A 15922-nucleotide genomic window follows, 5' to 3' on the forward strand; every position below is an offset into this window, starting at 1 on the left:
TACCACGGAATGCCGCGAAACGAACCTAACGGGCGTGTTACCAAGTACGGGACGACACAAGGGCGACCCGCGGAAACCTCGGTGCGTCTCCCCGGCGACCCCGGCGCAGCCCCGGGGACCCCTGGGCGGTTCCGGGCGGCCTCGGCGCCCCCCTCCGGCCAACCTCGTGCACCTTCGGCCGGCCCCGTGGCCCGTCGCCCGCCCTCGTGATCCTACGACCGATCCGACGGGAGGGAAGCCCCTCCTTGCAGCGAGGCGAGCTTTGCCTCCAAGAACTCGTAGTGCTCTCTTTCCGTATGAGTCCACGGGCCGAAGAGCACCGCCTCGAGCACGTCGGCGGCGCGGCGCGCATCCCCCTCAACCGGGTACAGCTGCTCCCTTTCGCGCGAGTAGAGCCGAATCTCGTCGAACAGCCCCGAGCTCTCCAAGACGCCCAAGTTTTGGACGATGTCGGCGACGATCTTGTTGTGGTGGGCGGGGTCGGTCGCACGCGGCGTCGTTCCGGCCATGCGCATGAGCTCGTAGCGGATTTGGCAGCTGACGAGCGATATTTCGGGCTTGACAGCCATGAGCGCCAGCGACACGCGGTAGCCTTTGCCCCGAAGCAGCGCGGCCGTGTCCAGCGGCACCTGAGAAGTCCGCAGCGTCCCTTCTACGACGAGGTTGTAGCGAGCGGACGACAGGGCCTTGACCAGCGCCTCTACCATCTGTCCCGCCCATGCGGCGGTATACGCCACCGCCTCGGGCCCGTACTGGGCGTCCAGCTCGGCGAAGCGCGGATGTCGCGAACGGTACTCGTCGCCATTGATGACGATGGCATTCTTCCCCAGCTCATCCGTCAGCAGTTTGTGAAGATTCGTCTTGCCTGCACCGCTTTGACCACCGAGGAGGAACGCGCGCGGCTGTCGCTCTGCAAAAAGGTCGGGATCATCAACGAGCTTTTTGAAAACACCCGCGTAAGCCTTTAGAAATTCTGCGGACGAAAAACCGGCGAGGTCCCTGTGGTTCATGCAGCCCTCCGATGAACGCGCTTCGCCAAGCGTTCCAGCCCTTCGATGCTTCCCCTGATCTCGGCGAGCTTCGTGAAGCTATCGTTCTCCTTGTAGATGATCTGCCTCTTCCTCTCGGCGATCAGCGACATGACGTCGTCGTAGACCAGCATGCCCTCCTTGTCGCCCTTGCTCTCAGCCTCAAGGTACAGCCGCGACACTTCCGCCAGGATCTCGGCGGCCTTCTCGTTGAGGATTTCCTGCTCGAGCGTGAGCATGTACATCTCGTTGATATCCATGATCTCCCCCTTGTCGTCGAACGCGACCATCGCATATATGACCTTCTCTGCGCTCTCGCGCTGCGCGGGCGGGATGGACTCGCCGTCGCGTTCCAGGCACTCGAGCATGAATTCCTTGTGAGCAGCGGCGCGGATAAGGTTCGCGTTCGCCTTGCTGGGAGGCTGGCCGTTCTCGTAGCGCACCATGCTGGCCTCGCCGATTCCGAGAAGCCGGGCGAACGCCTGCTGCGTCAAGCCGTACTTCTTGCGGATGCGCTTGATTTCATCAGGAGTGATATCGTCGCTCATAGCCTATCCTTTCTATCAAATGATAGAAAGGATAGTATCACATGATCGGTCTGTTGTGCAAGAGGGAGGAGAGAATAAAGCGCTTACCAGGAAGGGGGCTTCGGCGGCACGACCTCGCGCGGCTCCCAGAGCACGATGCGGCCCTCCCGCTGCGTGGCGGGCACGTCCACGAGACGCTGGTTGGAGGAGCCGCGCCATTTGAGGTCGAAGGAGTGCTTCGCCTGTACGAACGGGCCGTCCACCAGCACGTCGGTCTGCGCGAGGAGGTCGCGCGCCGCAGGGTCGGGCACGCCCGCGGCCAGCTGCTCGTAGGTGTAGCCCGAATACGTCCACACGTTCAGGCCGAGCGCCCGGCAGCGGCGCGCCAGCTCGGCGCAGGCGGCCGCTTGCTCAAAAGGCTCCCCGCCCGAGATGGTCACGCCCTGCGCCAGCTTGTTGGCCGCGATATGGGCCACAAGATCGTCGATAGCGCGCACCTCCCCACCCGCGCGCGGCTGGCTCTCGGGATTGTGGCAGCCGGGACAGCCGTGCGTGCACCCCTGCACGAACACGGCGAAGCGCAGCCCCGGCCCGTCGACGATGGAGTCGGGAGCCGTGCCGAAAAGACGTATGATAGTGGGAGTAGTCATGGGTAGCCTCGCATGCGCCCGAAGGGCGCATAATAATCGAACAGGTTGGCGTAGTAAGTCAGCGAGACCGCCCGTGGTGCCCGAGATTCGTGGGATCGCGGAGGCGAAGCGTACTTCGGTACGCGAGCCTCCGCGATCGTGCGAAGATCGGGCACCACGGGCGGCCGCAGCGTCGGCTTATTGCGACGGCTGATCAGCCGACGCAATAAAGTGCTTCACGCGGTCGGCTTCCTCGGCGCGCTTGGCGTCGTTGAAGCGGTCGAGGGTGCCCACCAGGTAGCCGGTGATGCGGCGGATGCGCTCGAAGGCCATGCCGTGCTCCTCCTCGGTGCGACCGCACTTGGGGCACACGTCGCCGATGATGCCGTTGTAGCCGCACACCGGGTCGCGGTCCACCGGGTGGTTCACCGAGCCGTAGCCGATGCCGCTGTCCTTCATGTGGCGGATGACGGCCTCGAACGCCTCCAGGTTCTCGGACGGGTCGCCGTCGAGCTCAACGTAGGAGATATGGCCCGCGTTCGTGAGCGCGTGGTACGGCGCCTCGATCTCTATCTTGTCGAACGCGCTGATGTCGTAGTACACCGGCACGTGGAAGCCGTTCGTGTAGTAGTCGCGGTCGGTGACGCCCGCGATGGAGCCGTAGCGCGCGCGGTCCATGCGCACGAAGCGGCCGGACAGGCCCTCGGCGGGCGTGGCTATCAGGCCGTAGTTCATCTTGCGCTCGGCCGACAGGCGGTCCAGGTAGCCGCGCATATGCCCGATGATCTCGAGCCCTAAGTTCTGCGACGCCTGCGACTGGCCATGATGCTGGCCGGTGAGCGCCACGAGCGCCTCCGCCAGGCCGATGAAGCCCACGGACAGCGTGCCGTGCTTCAGCACCTCACGCTGCTCGTCGCCGGGAGCCAGCTTCTCGGAGTCGATCCACACTCCCTGGCCCATGAGGAACGGCGCGTTGTACACCTTCTTGCGCGCCTGTATCTCGAAGCGCTCGTCGAGCTGCCCCACCGTGAGCGCCAGCTTCGCGTCCAGCAGGTCGAAGAACAGGTCGAGGTCGCCCTTGCTGCGGATGGCCAGGCGCGGCAGGTTGATGGACGTGAACGACAGGTTGCCGCGCCCGGGCGTGACCTCGCGGTCGGGGTCGTACACGTTGCCCATGACGCGCGTGCGGCAGCCCATGTAGGCGATCTCCGTCTCCGGCGTGCCCTGGTAGTACTGGATGTTGAACGGCGCGTCCAGGAAGCTGAAGTTGGGGAACAGGCGCTTCGCCGAGCAGTGCATGGCCAGCTTGAACAGGTCGTAGTTCGGGTCCTCGGGGTTGTAGTTCACGCCCTCCTTCACGCGGAAGATCTGCACGGGGAAGATGGGCGTCTCACCGGAGCCGAGGCCGCCCTCGGTGGCCAGCAGCATGTTCTTCACCACCATGCGGCCCTCCGGGCTCGTGTCCATGCCGTAGTTCACGGAGCTGAACGGCGTCTGGGCGCCGGCGCGGGAGTGCATGGTGTTCAGGTTGTGCACGAGCGCCTCCATGGCCTGGAACGTGGCGCGGTCGGTGTCGGCGTGCGCGTTCCTCGCCGTGTAGGCGAGCGCCTTGTCCGCAAGCGCCTCGTCCACGCCGGCCGCGACGAGCGCCTCCCGCACGGCGACCTCGAAGCCCTCGTCCCTCTTGAGGCTGGCCCAGAGGCCCGTCTGCTCCTCGACGGCCGCGAGCGTGTCCTGAGCGAACGCGCGGGCATCGTCCACCACGCCGTCAGCCAAGAGGTCGACCGCCTCGGCCAGGTGCTTCTTGTACAGGCGGCGGTACGTCTTCTTCACACCCTCGGCCAGGCCGTAGTCGAAGTCGCAGATGGCCTGCCCGCCGTGCTGGTCATTCTGGTTGGACTGGATGGCGATGCAGGCGAGCGCCGCGTAGCTCGTGATGTCGTTCGGCTCGCGCAGCACGCCGTGGCCCGTGGAGAAGCCGCCCTTGAAGAGCTTCTTCAGCTCGATCTGGCAGCACGTGGTAGTGAGCGTGTAGAAGTCCATGTCGTGGATGTGGATGTCACCCTCGCGATGCGCCCGCGCGAACTTCGGGTCGATAACGCACATCTCGTAGAACTGCTTGGCAGACTCCGAGCCGTACTTGAGCATGGTGCCCATGGCGGTGTCGGCGTCGATGTTGGCGTTCTCGCGCTTCATGTCCGAGTCGCTGGCCTTGGAGAACGTGATGTCCTTGAGCGTCTGGATGAGGCGGCTGTTCACGTCGCGGGCGCGGCTGCGCTCGGCGCGGTAGAGGATGTAGGACTTGGCCGTCTGCACGAAGCCGGACTCGATGAGCGTCTCCTCCACGAGGTCCTGCACGCCCTCCACCGTGGGCACGCCCTCGATGGCGCCGCTTTCCAGCTTCTCCACCACCTTGCGCGCGATGTCCTCGGCGGCCGTGCGATCCTGCATGGCGCCGCACGCCTGGAACGCGCGCTCCACCGCCTCGGCGATCTTGCCCTCGTTGAATTCCGCCGTGCGCCCGTCGCGCTTGATGATGGTGGTGACCATGCGTGCTGTTCCTCTCTGCCGGTTTTTCCTTTTGCGAGCAGTGGTTATGCTGCGGTTATACCCCGAGTTTCCACTGCCTTTAAATCATTTTTCCACAATATGTTGTGGTTGGTTCTCGCTTTAGCGTGGACATATAGTACCGGGGAGCGGGAGAGAAAACAAGGGGGATAAATGTTACAAATCTACTTCCATTCGAAAATCACGAAGGGCATCACAGGAACTTCAGAAATGCGGGCATGCGGGAGCAGAGGGGCCGAGCGGGAAGGAGCGGCCCTACTCCACCGTGCCGTACACCTGGCCCCAGGCGTGGCCGCCGAGGGCGGAGTTGACTTGGTCGCAGAGGCGCTGGCGGGTGTAGGACCCCGGGGGGAGCAGCCTGACCACCTCCATGAGGTCGTCGGGAAGGTCGGCCGCCTCGGCGGCTATCACCGCGTCGAGCCGGCGCACGGTGTCGTCGGCCGAGGCGCCGGCGAACAAGCCGTCCACCATGTCCTGCAGGGCGCCGTAGTGCGGGCTGCGCTCGATGTTGGAACCAGAAGCCATGCGCCTACCTCTCCCGCGCGGCGGAAAGCAGCGTCGCCAGGTCGGCCTCGTCCTCGGCAGGGTCGGCGCCGCGGGGCGCCACGACGTCGAAGCCGTCCGTGGCCGCCGCCAGCGCGCCGGTGTAGGCCGGCGTGGCGTCGCCCACGGCGCGCAGGAACTGGGCGCCCGCCGCCCGCAGGCGTGCCGCGGCATCGACCATGACGTCGGGGCAGTAGTAGGGATTCTCGGGCGTGGGGGCTCCCTGCCGCGGCGCGTGCTCGGCCACGCGCAGCTGCACGAGCACCGGCAGGTCGGTCGCAGCGCAGGCGCGCTCGACGAGCGCCGCGGCCCGATCGGCGGGCGCGCCGGTAGTGATGCCCGCCACGGAGGCGCCGAACTCGCCCATGAGCGCCACGGCCTCCTCGACCGTCGTGCGGCCGTCGGCAACGCGGCCCTCGCCGTCCACGTCGATGGCCGCGAACACGGGCAGGTCGGTGGCCTGCCGCATGCCCATGAGCGCGCACTTGAGGTCGACGGGGCTCGCGAACCCTCCCAGCAGGAACGCGTCGAGCGCCGCGCCCTCGAACGCGCGCGCCGCGCGGGCGTACTGGCTGCGGTTCTCGTTGAGCGACGCCGCGCTGGAGCCGTCGAGCGGCAGCCCGCACGGCCCCACCTCCGCCAGCACGTGCTGGGGCTTGAGCGATTCCACGATGCCGAGCGCCGCGCGGGCGAGGTCTCCCAGGCGGTCCTCCATGCCGTGGTGGGCCAGGCGGGCGGGCGCGATGCCCTCCGTGCCGGCAACGAGGCACTGGGCGCCGGCGATGGACTCCAGGCGCAGCGCGTCGCGCACGGCCTCCGGCTCGATGAGGTTCAGGTACTCCAGGTCGCGCGCCACGTCGACGCCCTGGCGGGCGAGCACGGCGGCGAGGGGGGCGGACAGCACGAGCATGTCCTTGTGGAAGCGCAGCGCGATATCGGGCATGGAGGTTCCTTTCTTCGATTCCTCCATGATACCGAAACGACGCGGCGCGCGCAGCGGATGTCGGGAAAACCCGTCCCTTCGACAGAAGGAGCCGAAACAGCCGCACGGCAACCGGCCAGGCGCCGTGCGCGCGAGCGGTTGCCGCGCGTCCGCGAGCGGCGGCCATGCAGCCCCGGCCTGCAATTCACCGACCGTGCACGGCCGTTGCACAAGACGAACACGCCTGCACCATAGGTTTTTCAACCCCTGCCTCTATAATGGGCCCTGCAAGCGAAAGGCTCCCCTCCTTTTAGTTTGCACTGCTTGTACCCCTTACAAAGCAGTAGCGATGCCCAAGAGCATCGCATCATCCCCTCCTTGTGGCCCGGCGAGCTCCCCTCTCGCCGGGCCGATCTTTTTCTGACCGCCCCCCTTGGCAGCATGCGGGCAGGAGCGTTTGCGGGTAGCCGCGGAGCCTGCGGAAGGCGGACTTTACCTAATTGTTACTTTCAAGCCCTCTAATTCACAAAACGGCCACTCCTCCGTCATATGTTTTTCAAGGTCAACTTTTATACTGGGTGGCAGCAAACGAAAGGCTCCCCTCCTTTTTAGTTTGCATCTGCTTTACCCCTTAAAAGCAGAGTCGGTGCCCAATAGGCACCGCATCATCCCCTCCTTGTGGCCCGGCGGGCTCCCCTCTCGCCGGGCCGATCCTTTTCCCAAGCCTTCCCCTCGGGCCCCGCCGATGCGGGTCGGCAGCCGGCTCCGCCCACCGGCTCCCGCCAGGTAACGAGAACGTAACGCAAACGGGGCGATAATCGACAAAACGCGCACGTGCAGCCCATATGTTCTTCAAGGCCAACTTATATACTGATCCCAGCAAGTGAAAAGGCTCCCCTCCTTTCAACTTGCACTGCTTGTAACCCCTTGCAAAGCAGTAGCGGCGTCCAAGAACGCTGCACATCCCCCTCCTTGTGGCCCGGCGAGCTCCCCTCTCGCCGGGCCGATCTTTTTCAGGCCGCCCGCTTCCCTGCCCGCCCGCCCCGAGGAGCCGACGCCCGCCCGCGTTACCGCATCGCATCGCTTCGGCGCCCGGAAGGCCGCGCCGGGCGCGCGGTGCTACAATCGCCGGCAGAGCAAGCCGAGCAGAGCATCTGCGGGAAGGAGCGCCCATGAACATCGCGGTTCTCGAAGGATATGTGAACAATCCCGGCGACCTTAGCTGGGACGCCCTCGAATCGTACGGCACCGTCACCGTGTACGACCGCACGCCGCGCGACCAGCTGGCGCAGCGCATGGCCGACGTCGACGTCGCCGTATCGAGCAAGACGGTCTGGGACGCCGAGGCGCTCGGCTGGGCGCCGCGCCTCAAGATGATCGCGCTCACGTCCACCGGCCACAACGTGGTCGACCTCGATGCGGCGCGCGCACGCGGCATCGTGGTGTCGAACGTGCCGGCCTACTCCACGCCCGACGTGGCGCAGATGACGTTCGCGCTCCTGCTGGAGCTGTGCCTGCACGTGGGCGAGCATTCCCGGCTGGTCATGGACGGCGACTGGACGCGCGCCAAGGACTTCTCGTTCTGGAGCACGCCGCTCGTGGAGCTGGCGGGGAAGACGATGGGCATCGTCGGCATGGGCAGCATCGGACAGGCGGTGGACCGCATCGCCCGCGCCTTCGACATGCCCGTGGTGTTCGAGAACCGCTCCCCCAAGCCGCAGCTGGAGGGCGACGGCGTGCGCCAAGCGGGCTTGGACGAGCTGCTGGCCACGGCCGACGTGGTGTCGCTGCACGTGCCGGCCACGCCCGAGACCGAGCACATGATGGATGCCGCGGCGCTCGCCAAGATGAAGGACGGCTCCTACCTGCTGAACACCGCGCGCGGCTCCCTCGTGGACGAGCAGGCCGTGGTGGACGCGCTGCGCTCGGGCAAGCTGGCCGGCTTCGGCGCCGACGTGGTGTCGGTGGAGCCCATGCGCCCCGACAACCCCCTGCTCCAGGCGAAGGGCGCCAACATCGTCGTCACGCCCCACATCGCCTGGGCCACCCACGAGGCCCGCGAGCGCCTGCTGGCCACCGTCGCCGCCAACGTGGGGGCCTTCGTGGACGGCCGCCCGCAGAACGTCGTCGACTAGGACGGCTTGCGAACCACCGGGCAACGCGCGGGGGGGGCCGGCTCCCCGCGCAGGGCGCCGGGCCTCGCTACGCGCCGAACACCTCGTCGATGCTCGGGGGCTCGAAGCCCTGGGGCTCGGCGGACAGGCGGGCGAGCAGCGCCTTCGTCGCCGCAAGGTCTGCAAGGCGCTCCTCGTGCGTCTGCATGTTGCGCACCTTCACCTTGCCCTCGGCCAGCTCGTCGGGCCCGAGCACGGCCACCTGGGCAGCATCCAGCTTGTCGGCCAGCTTGAACTGGCTCTTGAGGCTGCGGTGCTGGTGGTCCATCTCGCCGGCGAACCCGGCGTCGCGCATGGCCTGCACGAGCGAGAACGCCTCCGCCCGCACCGAGTCGTCCACGCAGGCCACGAAGAAGTCGCAGCGCGCGGCCGGAGGGAATGCGCGGCCCGCCGCCTCGAGCGCCAGCACGCAGCGCTCGTAGCCGAGCGCCCAGCCGAAGCCCGGCGTGGGACGGCCGCCCACCTCTTGGGCCAGCTTGTCGTAGCGCCCGCCGCCGCCGATGGCGTTCTGGCTGCCCATGCCCTCGGTCACCTGCACCTCGAACACCGTGCGCGTGTAGTAGTCCAGCCCGCGCACGAGCTTCGAGTCCTCCACGTAGGCGAGCCCCGCGCCGTCCAGATAGGCCTTCACGGCCTCGTAGTGCGCGCGGCAGTCGTCGCACAGGTGGTCGGTGATCTTCGGCGCGCCCTCCATGACGGCGGCGCAGCCGGGGTTCTTGCAGTCGAACGCGCGTAGCGGGTTGATCTCCGCGCGGCGGTTGCACTCCTCGCAGAGCTCGCCCGCATGCTCGGCCATGAACGCGCGCACGGCCTCGCGGTACGCCGGGCGGCACGCCTCGCAGCCCATGGAGTTCACCAGCAGGCGCGTGGACTCCACCGGGATGCCGATAGCCGCGTAGAAGCGCATGAGCATGATGATGCCCTCGGCGTCCACGCTCGGCTCCTCCGCGCCCAGGCACTCGATGCCCACCTGGTTGAACTGGCGCTGGCGGCCCTTCTGCGGGCGCTCGGCGCGGAACATCGGCCCCGCGTACATGAGCTTCGCCGGCTGCGCGCCCTGCGGCACCAGATCGTGCTGCACCACGGCGCGCACGACGCCGGCCGTGCCCTCGGGGCGCAGCGACAGGCGGCTCTTCGCCTTGATGGAGCCGCCGTCCAGGAGCGTCTGCAGGTTCTGGCCCGAGATGGCGGTGAACATCTCCTTCGACACCACGTCGGTGGCCTCGCCGATGCCGCGCACGAACAGCTCCGTCTGCTCGAACAGCGGCGTCTCGATGGGCAGGTAGCCGTAGCGGCCGAAGATGTCGGCAGCCACGGCCTTGAAGTGCGCCCAGAACTTCGCCTCGTCGGGAAGCAGGTCGCGCGTGCCTTCGGGGGATTGTATCGCCATGGAGGGTTCCTTTTCGTCTCGTGCGTTTCGATTGCCCGCTATTGTAGCGCATCCGGAGACCGCGCACGAAGAAGGAACGGTGGCGGCATGCGCGGGGCCCAGGGGGAGGCCTGCCGCGCAGCCGCTTCGAAGTTGTTATCGCGCGCTGCGTCGCGCGCGGTAACGCTCGGCCGCCCGCACGAAGCTGGGGGCCCACATAGGCGAGGCAAGGGCGTTCACGTGCAGGTAGCCGGCCACCACGTTGCCGGTGCACGCGCCGTCGAAGCCGGGCACGATGCCGCGGCCGCGCTCCACCGCGTAGGCGAACCGCAGCGCAGGATCGAGGTCCGTCGCCTGCGAGTGATGGTGCTCGTGGCCCACGAGCACCGCTCCGGGCTCGAGCCAGCCGGCATCCTCGCGGACGACGGCGCGGGCGTAGCCGTGCGCCGTCTGCCGGTCCTGCACGACCGTGTCCAGGCCCAGCACGCCTGCCATGTCGTAGCCCTGGCCGTGGTACACCAGGCGCCGCCCCAGGAACATGAGGCCCCCGCACTCGGCGTACACGGGCAGACCGTGCGCGGCGCGCTCGCGCACGCTGCGTCGCAGGCCCTCGTTGGCGTGCAGCTGCGCGGCGAACACCTCCGGAAAGCCGCCGCCCACGTACAGCCCGTCCGCATCCGGCGGCAGCGCGTCGTCCTCCAGGCTGCGCACGAACGCGAGCCGCGCGCCCGCGCGCTCGAGCGCGGCGAGGTTCTCGGGATAGTAGAACGGGAACACCTCGTCGCGCACGACGGCGATGGTCGCCCGCGCGCCCGGCGCCTCCGCGGCGTCGTCCGCGTGCAACGTCTCCGGCATCGCGCCCGGCAGCTCCCCCGCTCCCGCCGCGACGGCCCGCACGGCGTCCAGGTCCACCCACTCCTCCACCACGTCGGCTATGCCGTCCAGCAGGCGCTCCCGCCCGTCCGTCTCGCCGCTCGTCACGAGGCCCAGATGGCGGTCGGGCACGTCGAGCCGCGCATCGGCCGGCACCGCGCCCACCACGGGGATGCCGCACGTGCGTTCGATCACCTCCGTGATCAGCCCGCGCTGCCGCGCCCCGCGCACCCGGTTCAAGATGACCCCCGCTATGCGCACGTCCGGATCGAACGCGCAGCATCCCAGCACGAGGGCGCCCGCCGTCCGCGTCATGCGCGTCACGTCCAGCACGAGGATGACCGGCGTGTCCGTGATCTTCGCGATCTCGGCCGACGACGTGCTGCCCTCGGCATCCAGCCCGTCGTACAGGCCCATGGCGGCTTCGATCACGCATGCATCGGCGCCCGCCGAAGCCTCGCGCACCACGGCGCGGATCTGGTCGGGCTCCATGAAGTAGCGGTCGAGGTTGCGGCTCGTCCTGCCAGCCGCCACCGTGTGCCAGCCGGGGTCGATGAAGTCGGCGCCCTTCTTGAAAGGCTGGACGGCGCACCCTTGCCGGCGCAGCGCGCGCAGCAGCCCCAGCGTGAGGACGGTCTTGCCGCTCCTGCCGTGGGGTGCGGCAACCATGACCCGGGGCATGGCCGGGCCTGTCGTTTCGATAGCGCCCATAAGGCATCCTTGGCCCGGGCGCGCCTCCCTCCAGCGCGCCCGGACGCGAAGGCCTACACGCAGCCGGTCGGCTTCAGCAGGCCGGCGATCTTGCAGGCTCCCTTGCCGGGACCGCTGGGGAACAGCTCGTAGATCTCGGCGTTGGACTTGCCGGTGTCCCTCAGCATCTTGCGCACCATGGGGGCCACGCCGAACTCGGCGTAGTACCCGCGCAGGTAGTTGATGACCTCCCAATGCTCGTCGGTCAGCACCACGTCCTCGGTCTCGGCGAGCTTCTCCGCAACCTCTTCGTCCCACAGGCTGGCGTCCTCGAGGAATCCGTCCTCGTCGAGCGCGAGCGTGCGATCTCCAACCACCAACTCAGCCATAGCTATCCTCCTTTGATCGTCGTGCATCATCTATGACCAGCCGACGGACTGCTCCGCCGGCCGATGCTTGTCTCTACGAGGCGGCCGGCTCCTCCAGGGCACCGCCCACCGCAACGCCGCCTTCCGCGCGGCCGTCGCCCGCCTCCGCGCCCGCGCCCTCGGGCGACGCCGGCACCGGGGCGAGGTCGCCGTTCTCGGCGCGCACGCCCACGGCCACCTTGCACAGCACGGTGAGCGCAAGCGCCCCGATGCTGTACACGCCCACGATGACCAGGAGCTCGTTCGGATTGGGGATATACTCCACCACCTGCTCGAACGAGTTCGGCACGAAGCCGCCCAGCACGAGGCCCAGCCCCTTGTCTATCAGGCAGGCGAAGAACACCGCCGCGAGCGCCGGCACGAGCACCTTGTGGGAGCGCCGCAGCTTGGGAACGAGCAGGAGCAGGATGCCCCCGATGGCCAGCACGGCGGCCAGCCACATGACAGGCACGAGCTGCGCATGGCCGTCCAAGCCGAAGAACAGGTACTCGATGGGCGCCTTGTGCCCGGGCATGTTGCTGTAGAAAGCCGTGAACACCTCGAGCACGAAGAAGAACACGTTGGCGATCATGGCGTAGCACACCGTCTTCGCCAGCGAGTCGATGGCCTTGTCCGTCACGTTGAACCGCGCGGTTTTGCGCAGCACGAGGCACAGCACGATGAGCAGCGCCGGCCCCGCCGCGAACGCGGAAGCCAGGAAGCGCGCGGCCATGATGGCCGTGAGCCAGTACTCGCGCCCCGCCAATCCGGAGATCAGAAACGCCGTGACCGTGTGGATGCCGATGGCCAGCGGGATGGCGATGATGCTGAGCACGTGCGTCCACCGGGGCGGCGGGAAGCCCTTCTTCTCGGCGCCGAGCACCGTCCACCCGATAACCAGGTTCACCACCAGGTACGAAGAGAGCACGCACATATCCCAGAACAGGATAGAGTTCGGCGTGGGGAACAGGATCACGTTCAGCACGCGCATGGGCTGGCCCAGGTCCACCACGATGAACAGCACGGCCGTGAGCACGGCCGCCACCGCCATGAACTCGCCGATGACGACGATCTTCGCGTAGGTCTTGAAATGGTGCAGGTAGTACGGGATGGCCACCATGACGCCCGAGGCCGCCACGCCCACCAGGAACACGAACTGGGAGATGTAGAGGCCCCATGACACGTCGCGGCTCATGCCGGTGAGCGTGAGGCCGTTCGCCAGCTGGTTCGCGTAGGCGGCCACGCCCGCGACGATGCCCAGCAACAGGATGCCGACCCAGGCATAATAGCCCTTGGAGCCGCGCAAAGCCTTCTCAAGCATGCGCCTCGCCTCCCTTTATCATGTAGTAGACGCTCGGGCCGGTGCCGAGCGACGTGCGCCTTCTCACGGCGAACGATTCGTCGAGCGCCCGCCGCACGTCGGAATCCGGATCGTTCAGGTCGCCGAACAGGATGGTGCCGTTCGACGCCTCAACGCACAGCGGCAGCTCGCCCGCGTCGATGCGGTCCGCGCACATCATGCACTTCTCCACCACGCCCTTCGTGCGCGTGGGATAGGAGGGATCGACCTCGTCGAGGTACGGCCCCGGATCGCGGAAGTTCAGGCTGCGCGCGCCATAAGGGCAGGCCGCCATGCAGAACCGGCAGCCGATGCAGCGGTGGTAGTCCATCTCCACGATGCCGTCGTCGCGCTTGAACGTGGCCTTCGTGGGGCACACGCGCACGCACGGCGGCTCCTCGCAGTGGTTGCAGAGCACCGGCACGGTGGCTTCCTCGAGCTCGCGGGAGGGGTGCTCGGAGTGGATGTCGGCGAAGCTGGCCTCGAAAGGCTCACCCCATATCCACTTGACCTCCTCTTTCGGGTCGCCGATGTCGGGAACGTTGTGGGCGTGGTGGCACGCCGCCTGGATCTTGCCCATGTCGGCCTCGCGGTTGAACCGCTCCACGTCGACCACGAACCCCCAATGGCGGCCGGCAACGCCGCCGCCGGACACCCGGGCCGAGCCGGTGTACGAGCTGCAGCCGCCCAGGCAGCCCAGGCCGGCAACGCCGAGCGCAGCTCCCGCTATCAGAAAATCACGTCTCTTCATGACCGGTACCCGGCTCCTCTCATCGCCCCCGTGAAACGCCTTGGCCGCCTGTGCCTCATGACGCTTCGCCGTCGTGGCAGTCCCAGCAGTACGGATCGACCGACGCGTAGTCGTGGCAGGAATCGCAGAACTCCTCGCGGTTCGAGTGGCATTCCAGGCAGGTGCCGTCCAGGCTCTTCTCGTACACCTGCCCCGATGCGCTCTCGTACTCGCGCGAGCCGTCGCGCACCACGTCGTTGCGCCACTCGTCGAGCAGCTGCATGTGGTTGTCCTTCATGTACTCCGTCGACGCCACGCACTCCTTCGTCTGCTGCGCGTTGATGGCGGGCGTGTCGAGGCTCGTCTCGGGGGCCGGCGCGGCGTTGGCCAGGTTCACGATGAACGGCGACAGCACCGCCAAGCAGAACAGCGCCGCGAAGGCGATGATCCTTCCTCCCTTATACATGGTCCGTCCCGCCTTCCCCGTCGCTCGTCGCCCCCGCGTCCCCTGCAGACGCCGGCGCGGGCTTCTTCGGCAGCTCCTCCAGGCGCAGGTCGAGCGTACGCTCGCCCTCGCCGTCCAGCACGAGCGCGTTGCCCACCAGCTCGTGCACGCCCATGACCTTCGTCCCGGGCACCCAGTAGTCCATGAGGGCCGGGAACGACGCGCGGTCGAGCGCGCAGATGTTCGCGAGCGTGTTCACGCCGTACTTGTCGCGCACGTGGCGCACGGCGTTCGCGCGCGGGAAGCCGCCGCGCATGCGCAGTTCCATGTTCTCGCCCGCGTTCAGGCCCGATCCGCTGCCGCAGCACAGCGTCTTCTCACGGATGGTCTCCTCGGGCATCTCGTGGAAGTGGTTGCACACCTTGTTGATGATGTAGCGCGGCTCCTCCAAAAGGCCCATGGCGCGCGAGGTGTTGCACGAGTCGTGGTACGTAACCACCAGATGGTCGTTGCGGCTCGGGTCAACCTTGATCTTGTCGTGGTACAGCAGGTCGGCCGTGAACTCGGTGATGTGCACCATCTTCGTGGAGGCCGCGTTCTCGAACCGCGTGCCGGTGATGGGCGACACGGGAACCTCCAGGAAGTCCGCCGGGCCGTTCCACGTGTCCATGTACTGGTTCACCAGGCGCCACATGTGGCCGCACTCGCCGCCCAGTATCCACTTCACGCCCAGGCGCTTCGCCTCGGCGTACATCTTCGCGTTCAGGCGCTTGGCCATGTCGTTGGCCGTGAAGAAGCCGAAGTTGCCGCCCTCCGAGGCGTACGTGGACAGCGTGTAGTCCAGCCCCAGCTGCTCGAACAGCAGCATGTAGCCCATGAACGTGTACGTGCCGGGCTCGGCGTACAAGTCGCCCGACGGCACCACGAACAGAATCTCGGCGCCCTTGCGGTTGAACGACGGGTTGATGGCCTTGCCGGTGATGTCCTGCAGGTCCTCCATGAGGAACTCTATGTTGCTCATGATGGTCTGGGGCTCGAGGCCCACGTGGTTGCCCTTCATGTAGCAGTTGGCAACCGGCCCGGCTATCCACTCGGTGTTCAGGCCCAGCAGGTTCAGCAGCTCGCGGCCCATGAGGGTGATCTCGGCCTGGTCGATGCCGTAGGGGCAGAACACCGAGCAGCGGCGGCATTCCGTGCACTGGTAGAAGTAGTAGTGCCACTCCTTGATGACGTCCTCGGTGAGGTCGCGTGCGCCCACCAGCTCGCCGAGCAGCTTGCCGGACGTGGTGAAGTAGCGGCGGTACACCGAGCGCAGCAGCTCCGCGCGCACCACCGGCATGTTCTTGGGGTCGCCCGTGCCCTGGTAGAAGTGGCACTTGTCGGCGCAGGCGCCGCAGCGCACGCACACGTCCATGTACAGCTTGAACGAGCGGTACTTCTTCATGAGGTCTTCCATGCCGTTCAGGACGATGTCCTTCCAGCCCTCCGGCAGGTGCCAGTCCTCGTCGGCCGGCGACCAGTCGTGGCCGTTCGGCATGCCCACGACCTCGAGGTTCTTCGGCTTCGTGCCGTAGCAGTACATGCCCTCCTTGAACTCGGTGGGCGTGTGCATCCAGCCCGTCTTGGGCACGTCGAAGGAAAAGTCCAGAAGCTCGTCTTGTTTCGGTAGTTTCGCCAT

General features: G+C 67.2%; 14 protein-coding genes. 1 reads left to right on the forward strand and 13 read right to left on the reverse strand.

Features of this window, described 5'->3' with window-relative positions; genetic code table 11:
* Positions 1–212: 212 nt before the first annotated feature.
* From C1877_RS10565 to C1877_RS10590, 6 genes are all read right to left on the reverse strand, one after another.
* Positions 213–1010, reverse strand: a complete 798-nt coding sequence (locus tag C1877_RS10565) for a zeta toxin family protein (protein WP_015539537.1) — start codon at positions 1008–1010, stop codon at positions 213–215.
* Complete coding sequence (locus C1877_RS10570; protein ID WP_114569135.1) at positions 1007–1576, reverse strand: helix-turn-helix domain-containing protein; 570 nt, start codon at positions 1574–1576, stop codon at positions 1007–1009. Before C1877_RS10570 ends, C1877_RS10565 begins: the two co-directional genes overlap by 4 nt.
* A gap of 83 nt (positions 1577–1659) precedes the next feature.
* Positions 1660–2205, reverse strand: a complete 546-nt coding sequence (gene nrdG, locus C1877_RS10575) for an anaerobic ribonucleoside-triphosphate reductase activating protein (RefSeq protein WP_015539535.1) — start codon at positions 2203–2205, stop codon at positions 1660–1662.
* Between the two features lie 177 nt (positions 2206–2382).
* On the reverse strand, positions 2383–4734 hold the full coding sequence (locus C1877_RS10580) for an anaerobic ribonucleoside triphosphate reductase (RefSeq protein ID WP_015539534.1): 2352 nt from the start codon (positions 4732–4734) through the stop codon (positions 2383–2385).
* Between the two features lie 273 nt (positions 4735–5007).
* Positions 5008–5277 (reverse strand): hypothetical protein, encoded by a 270-nt coding sequence (locus tag C1877_RS10585; protein ID WP_015539533.1) that lies wholly within the window; start codon positions 5275–5277, stop codon positions 5008–5010.
* 4 nt (positions 5278–5281) lie between these two features.
* Entirely contained in the window at positions 5282–6238 is a 957-nt protein-coding gene (locus C1877_RS10590) for a homocysteine S-methyltransferase family protein (RefSeq protein WP_244909849.1), read from the reverse strand.
* A 1151-nt stretch (positions 6239–7389) separates the two neighbouring features.
* Between C1877_RS10590 and C1877_RS10595 the strand changes: the two genes are divergently transcribed.
* Positions 7390–8352, forward strand: a complete 963-nt coding sequence (locus tag C1877_RS10595; RefSeq protein ID WP_114569136.1) for a D-2-hydroxyacid dehydrogenase — start codon at positions 7390–7392, stop codon at positions 8350–8352.
* Between the two features lie 67 nt (positions 8353–8419).
* Here the strand turns inward: C1877_RS10595 and hisS are convergent, their stop codons facing one another.
* From hisS to dsrK, 7 genes are all read right to left on the reverse strand, one after another.
* The gene (gene hisS / locus C1877_RS10600) at positions 8420–9781 is read right to left on the reverse strand and encodes a histidine--tRNA ligase (protein WP_114569137.1); all 1362 of its coding nucleotides are present in this window, start codon (positions 9779–9781) and stop codon (positions 8420–8422) included.
* A 135-nt stretch (positions 9782–9916) separates the two neighbouring features.
* The gene (locus C1877_RS10605) at positions 9917–11344 is read right to left on the reverse strand and encodes a cobyrinic acid a,c-diamide synthase CobB (protein ID WP_114569138.1); all 1428 of its coding nucleotides are present in this window, start codon (positions 11342–11344) and stop codon (positions 9917–9919) included.
* Between the two features lie 53 nt (positions 11345–11397).
* Positions 11398–11712: a TusE/DsrC/DsvC family sulfur relay protein gene (locus C1877_RS10610; RefSeq protein WP_015539531.1), complete on the reverse strand. Its 315-nt coding sequence runs from the start codon at positions 11710–11712 to the stop codon at positions 11398–11400.
* 73 nt (positions 11713–11785) lie between these two features.
* Positions 11786–13051: a sulfate reduction electron transfer complex DsrMKJOP subunit DsrP gene (dsrP, locus tag C1877_RS10615; RefSeq protein ID WP_114569139.1), complete on the reverse strand. Its 1266-nt coding sequence runs from the start codon at positions 13049–13051 to the stop codon at positions 11786–11788.
* Positions 13044–13820 carry a sulfate reduction electron transfer complex DsrMKJOP subunit DsrO gene (dsrO, locus tag C1877_RS10620; protein ID WP_015539530.1) on the reverse strand — a complete coding sequence of 259 codons (777 nt, stop codon included), beginning with the start codon at positions 13818–13820 and terminating at the stop codon, positions 13044–13046. Before dsrO ends, dsrP begins: the two co-directional genes overlap by 8 nt.
* Positions 13821–13875: 55 nt before the next feature.
* The gene (gene dsrJ / locus C1877_RS10625; protein ID WP_015539529.1) at positions 13876–14265 is read right to left on the reverse strand and encodes a sulfate reduction electron transfer complex DsrMKJOP subunit DsrJ; all 390 of its coding nucleotides are present in this window, start codon (positions 14263–14265) and stop codon (positions 13876–13878) included.
* Positions 14258–15922, reverse strand: coding sequence for a sulfate reduction electron transfer complex DsrMKJOP subunit DsrK (gene dsrK / locus C1877_RS10630; protein WP_015539528.1), 1665 nt, complete (start codon positions 15920–15922; stop codon positions 14258–14260). Before dsrK ends, dsrJ begins: the two co-directional genes overlap by 8 nt.

Source organism: Gordonibacter pamelaeae (genome assembly GCF_003340385.1).
Taxonomy (GTDB): domain Bacteria; phylum Actinomycetota; class Coriobacteriia; order Coriobacteriales; family Eggerthellaceae; genus Gordonibacter; species Gordonibacter pamelaeae.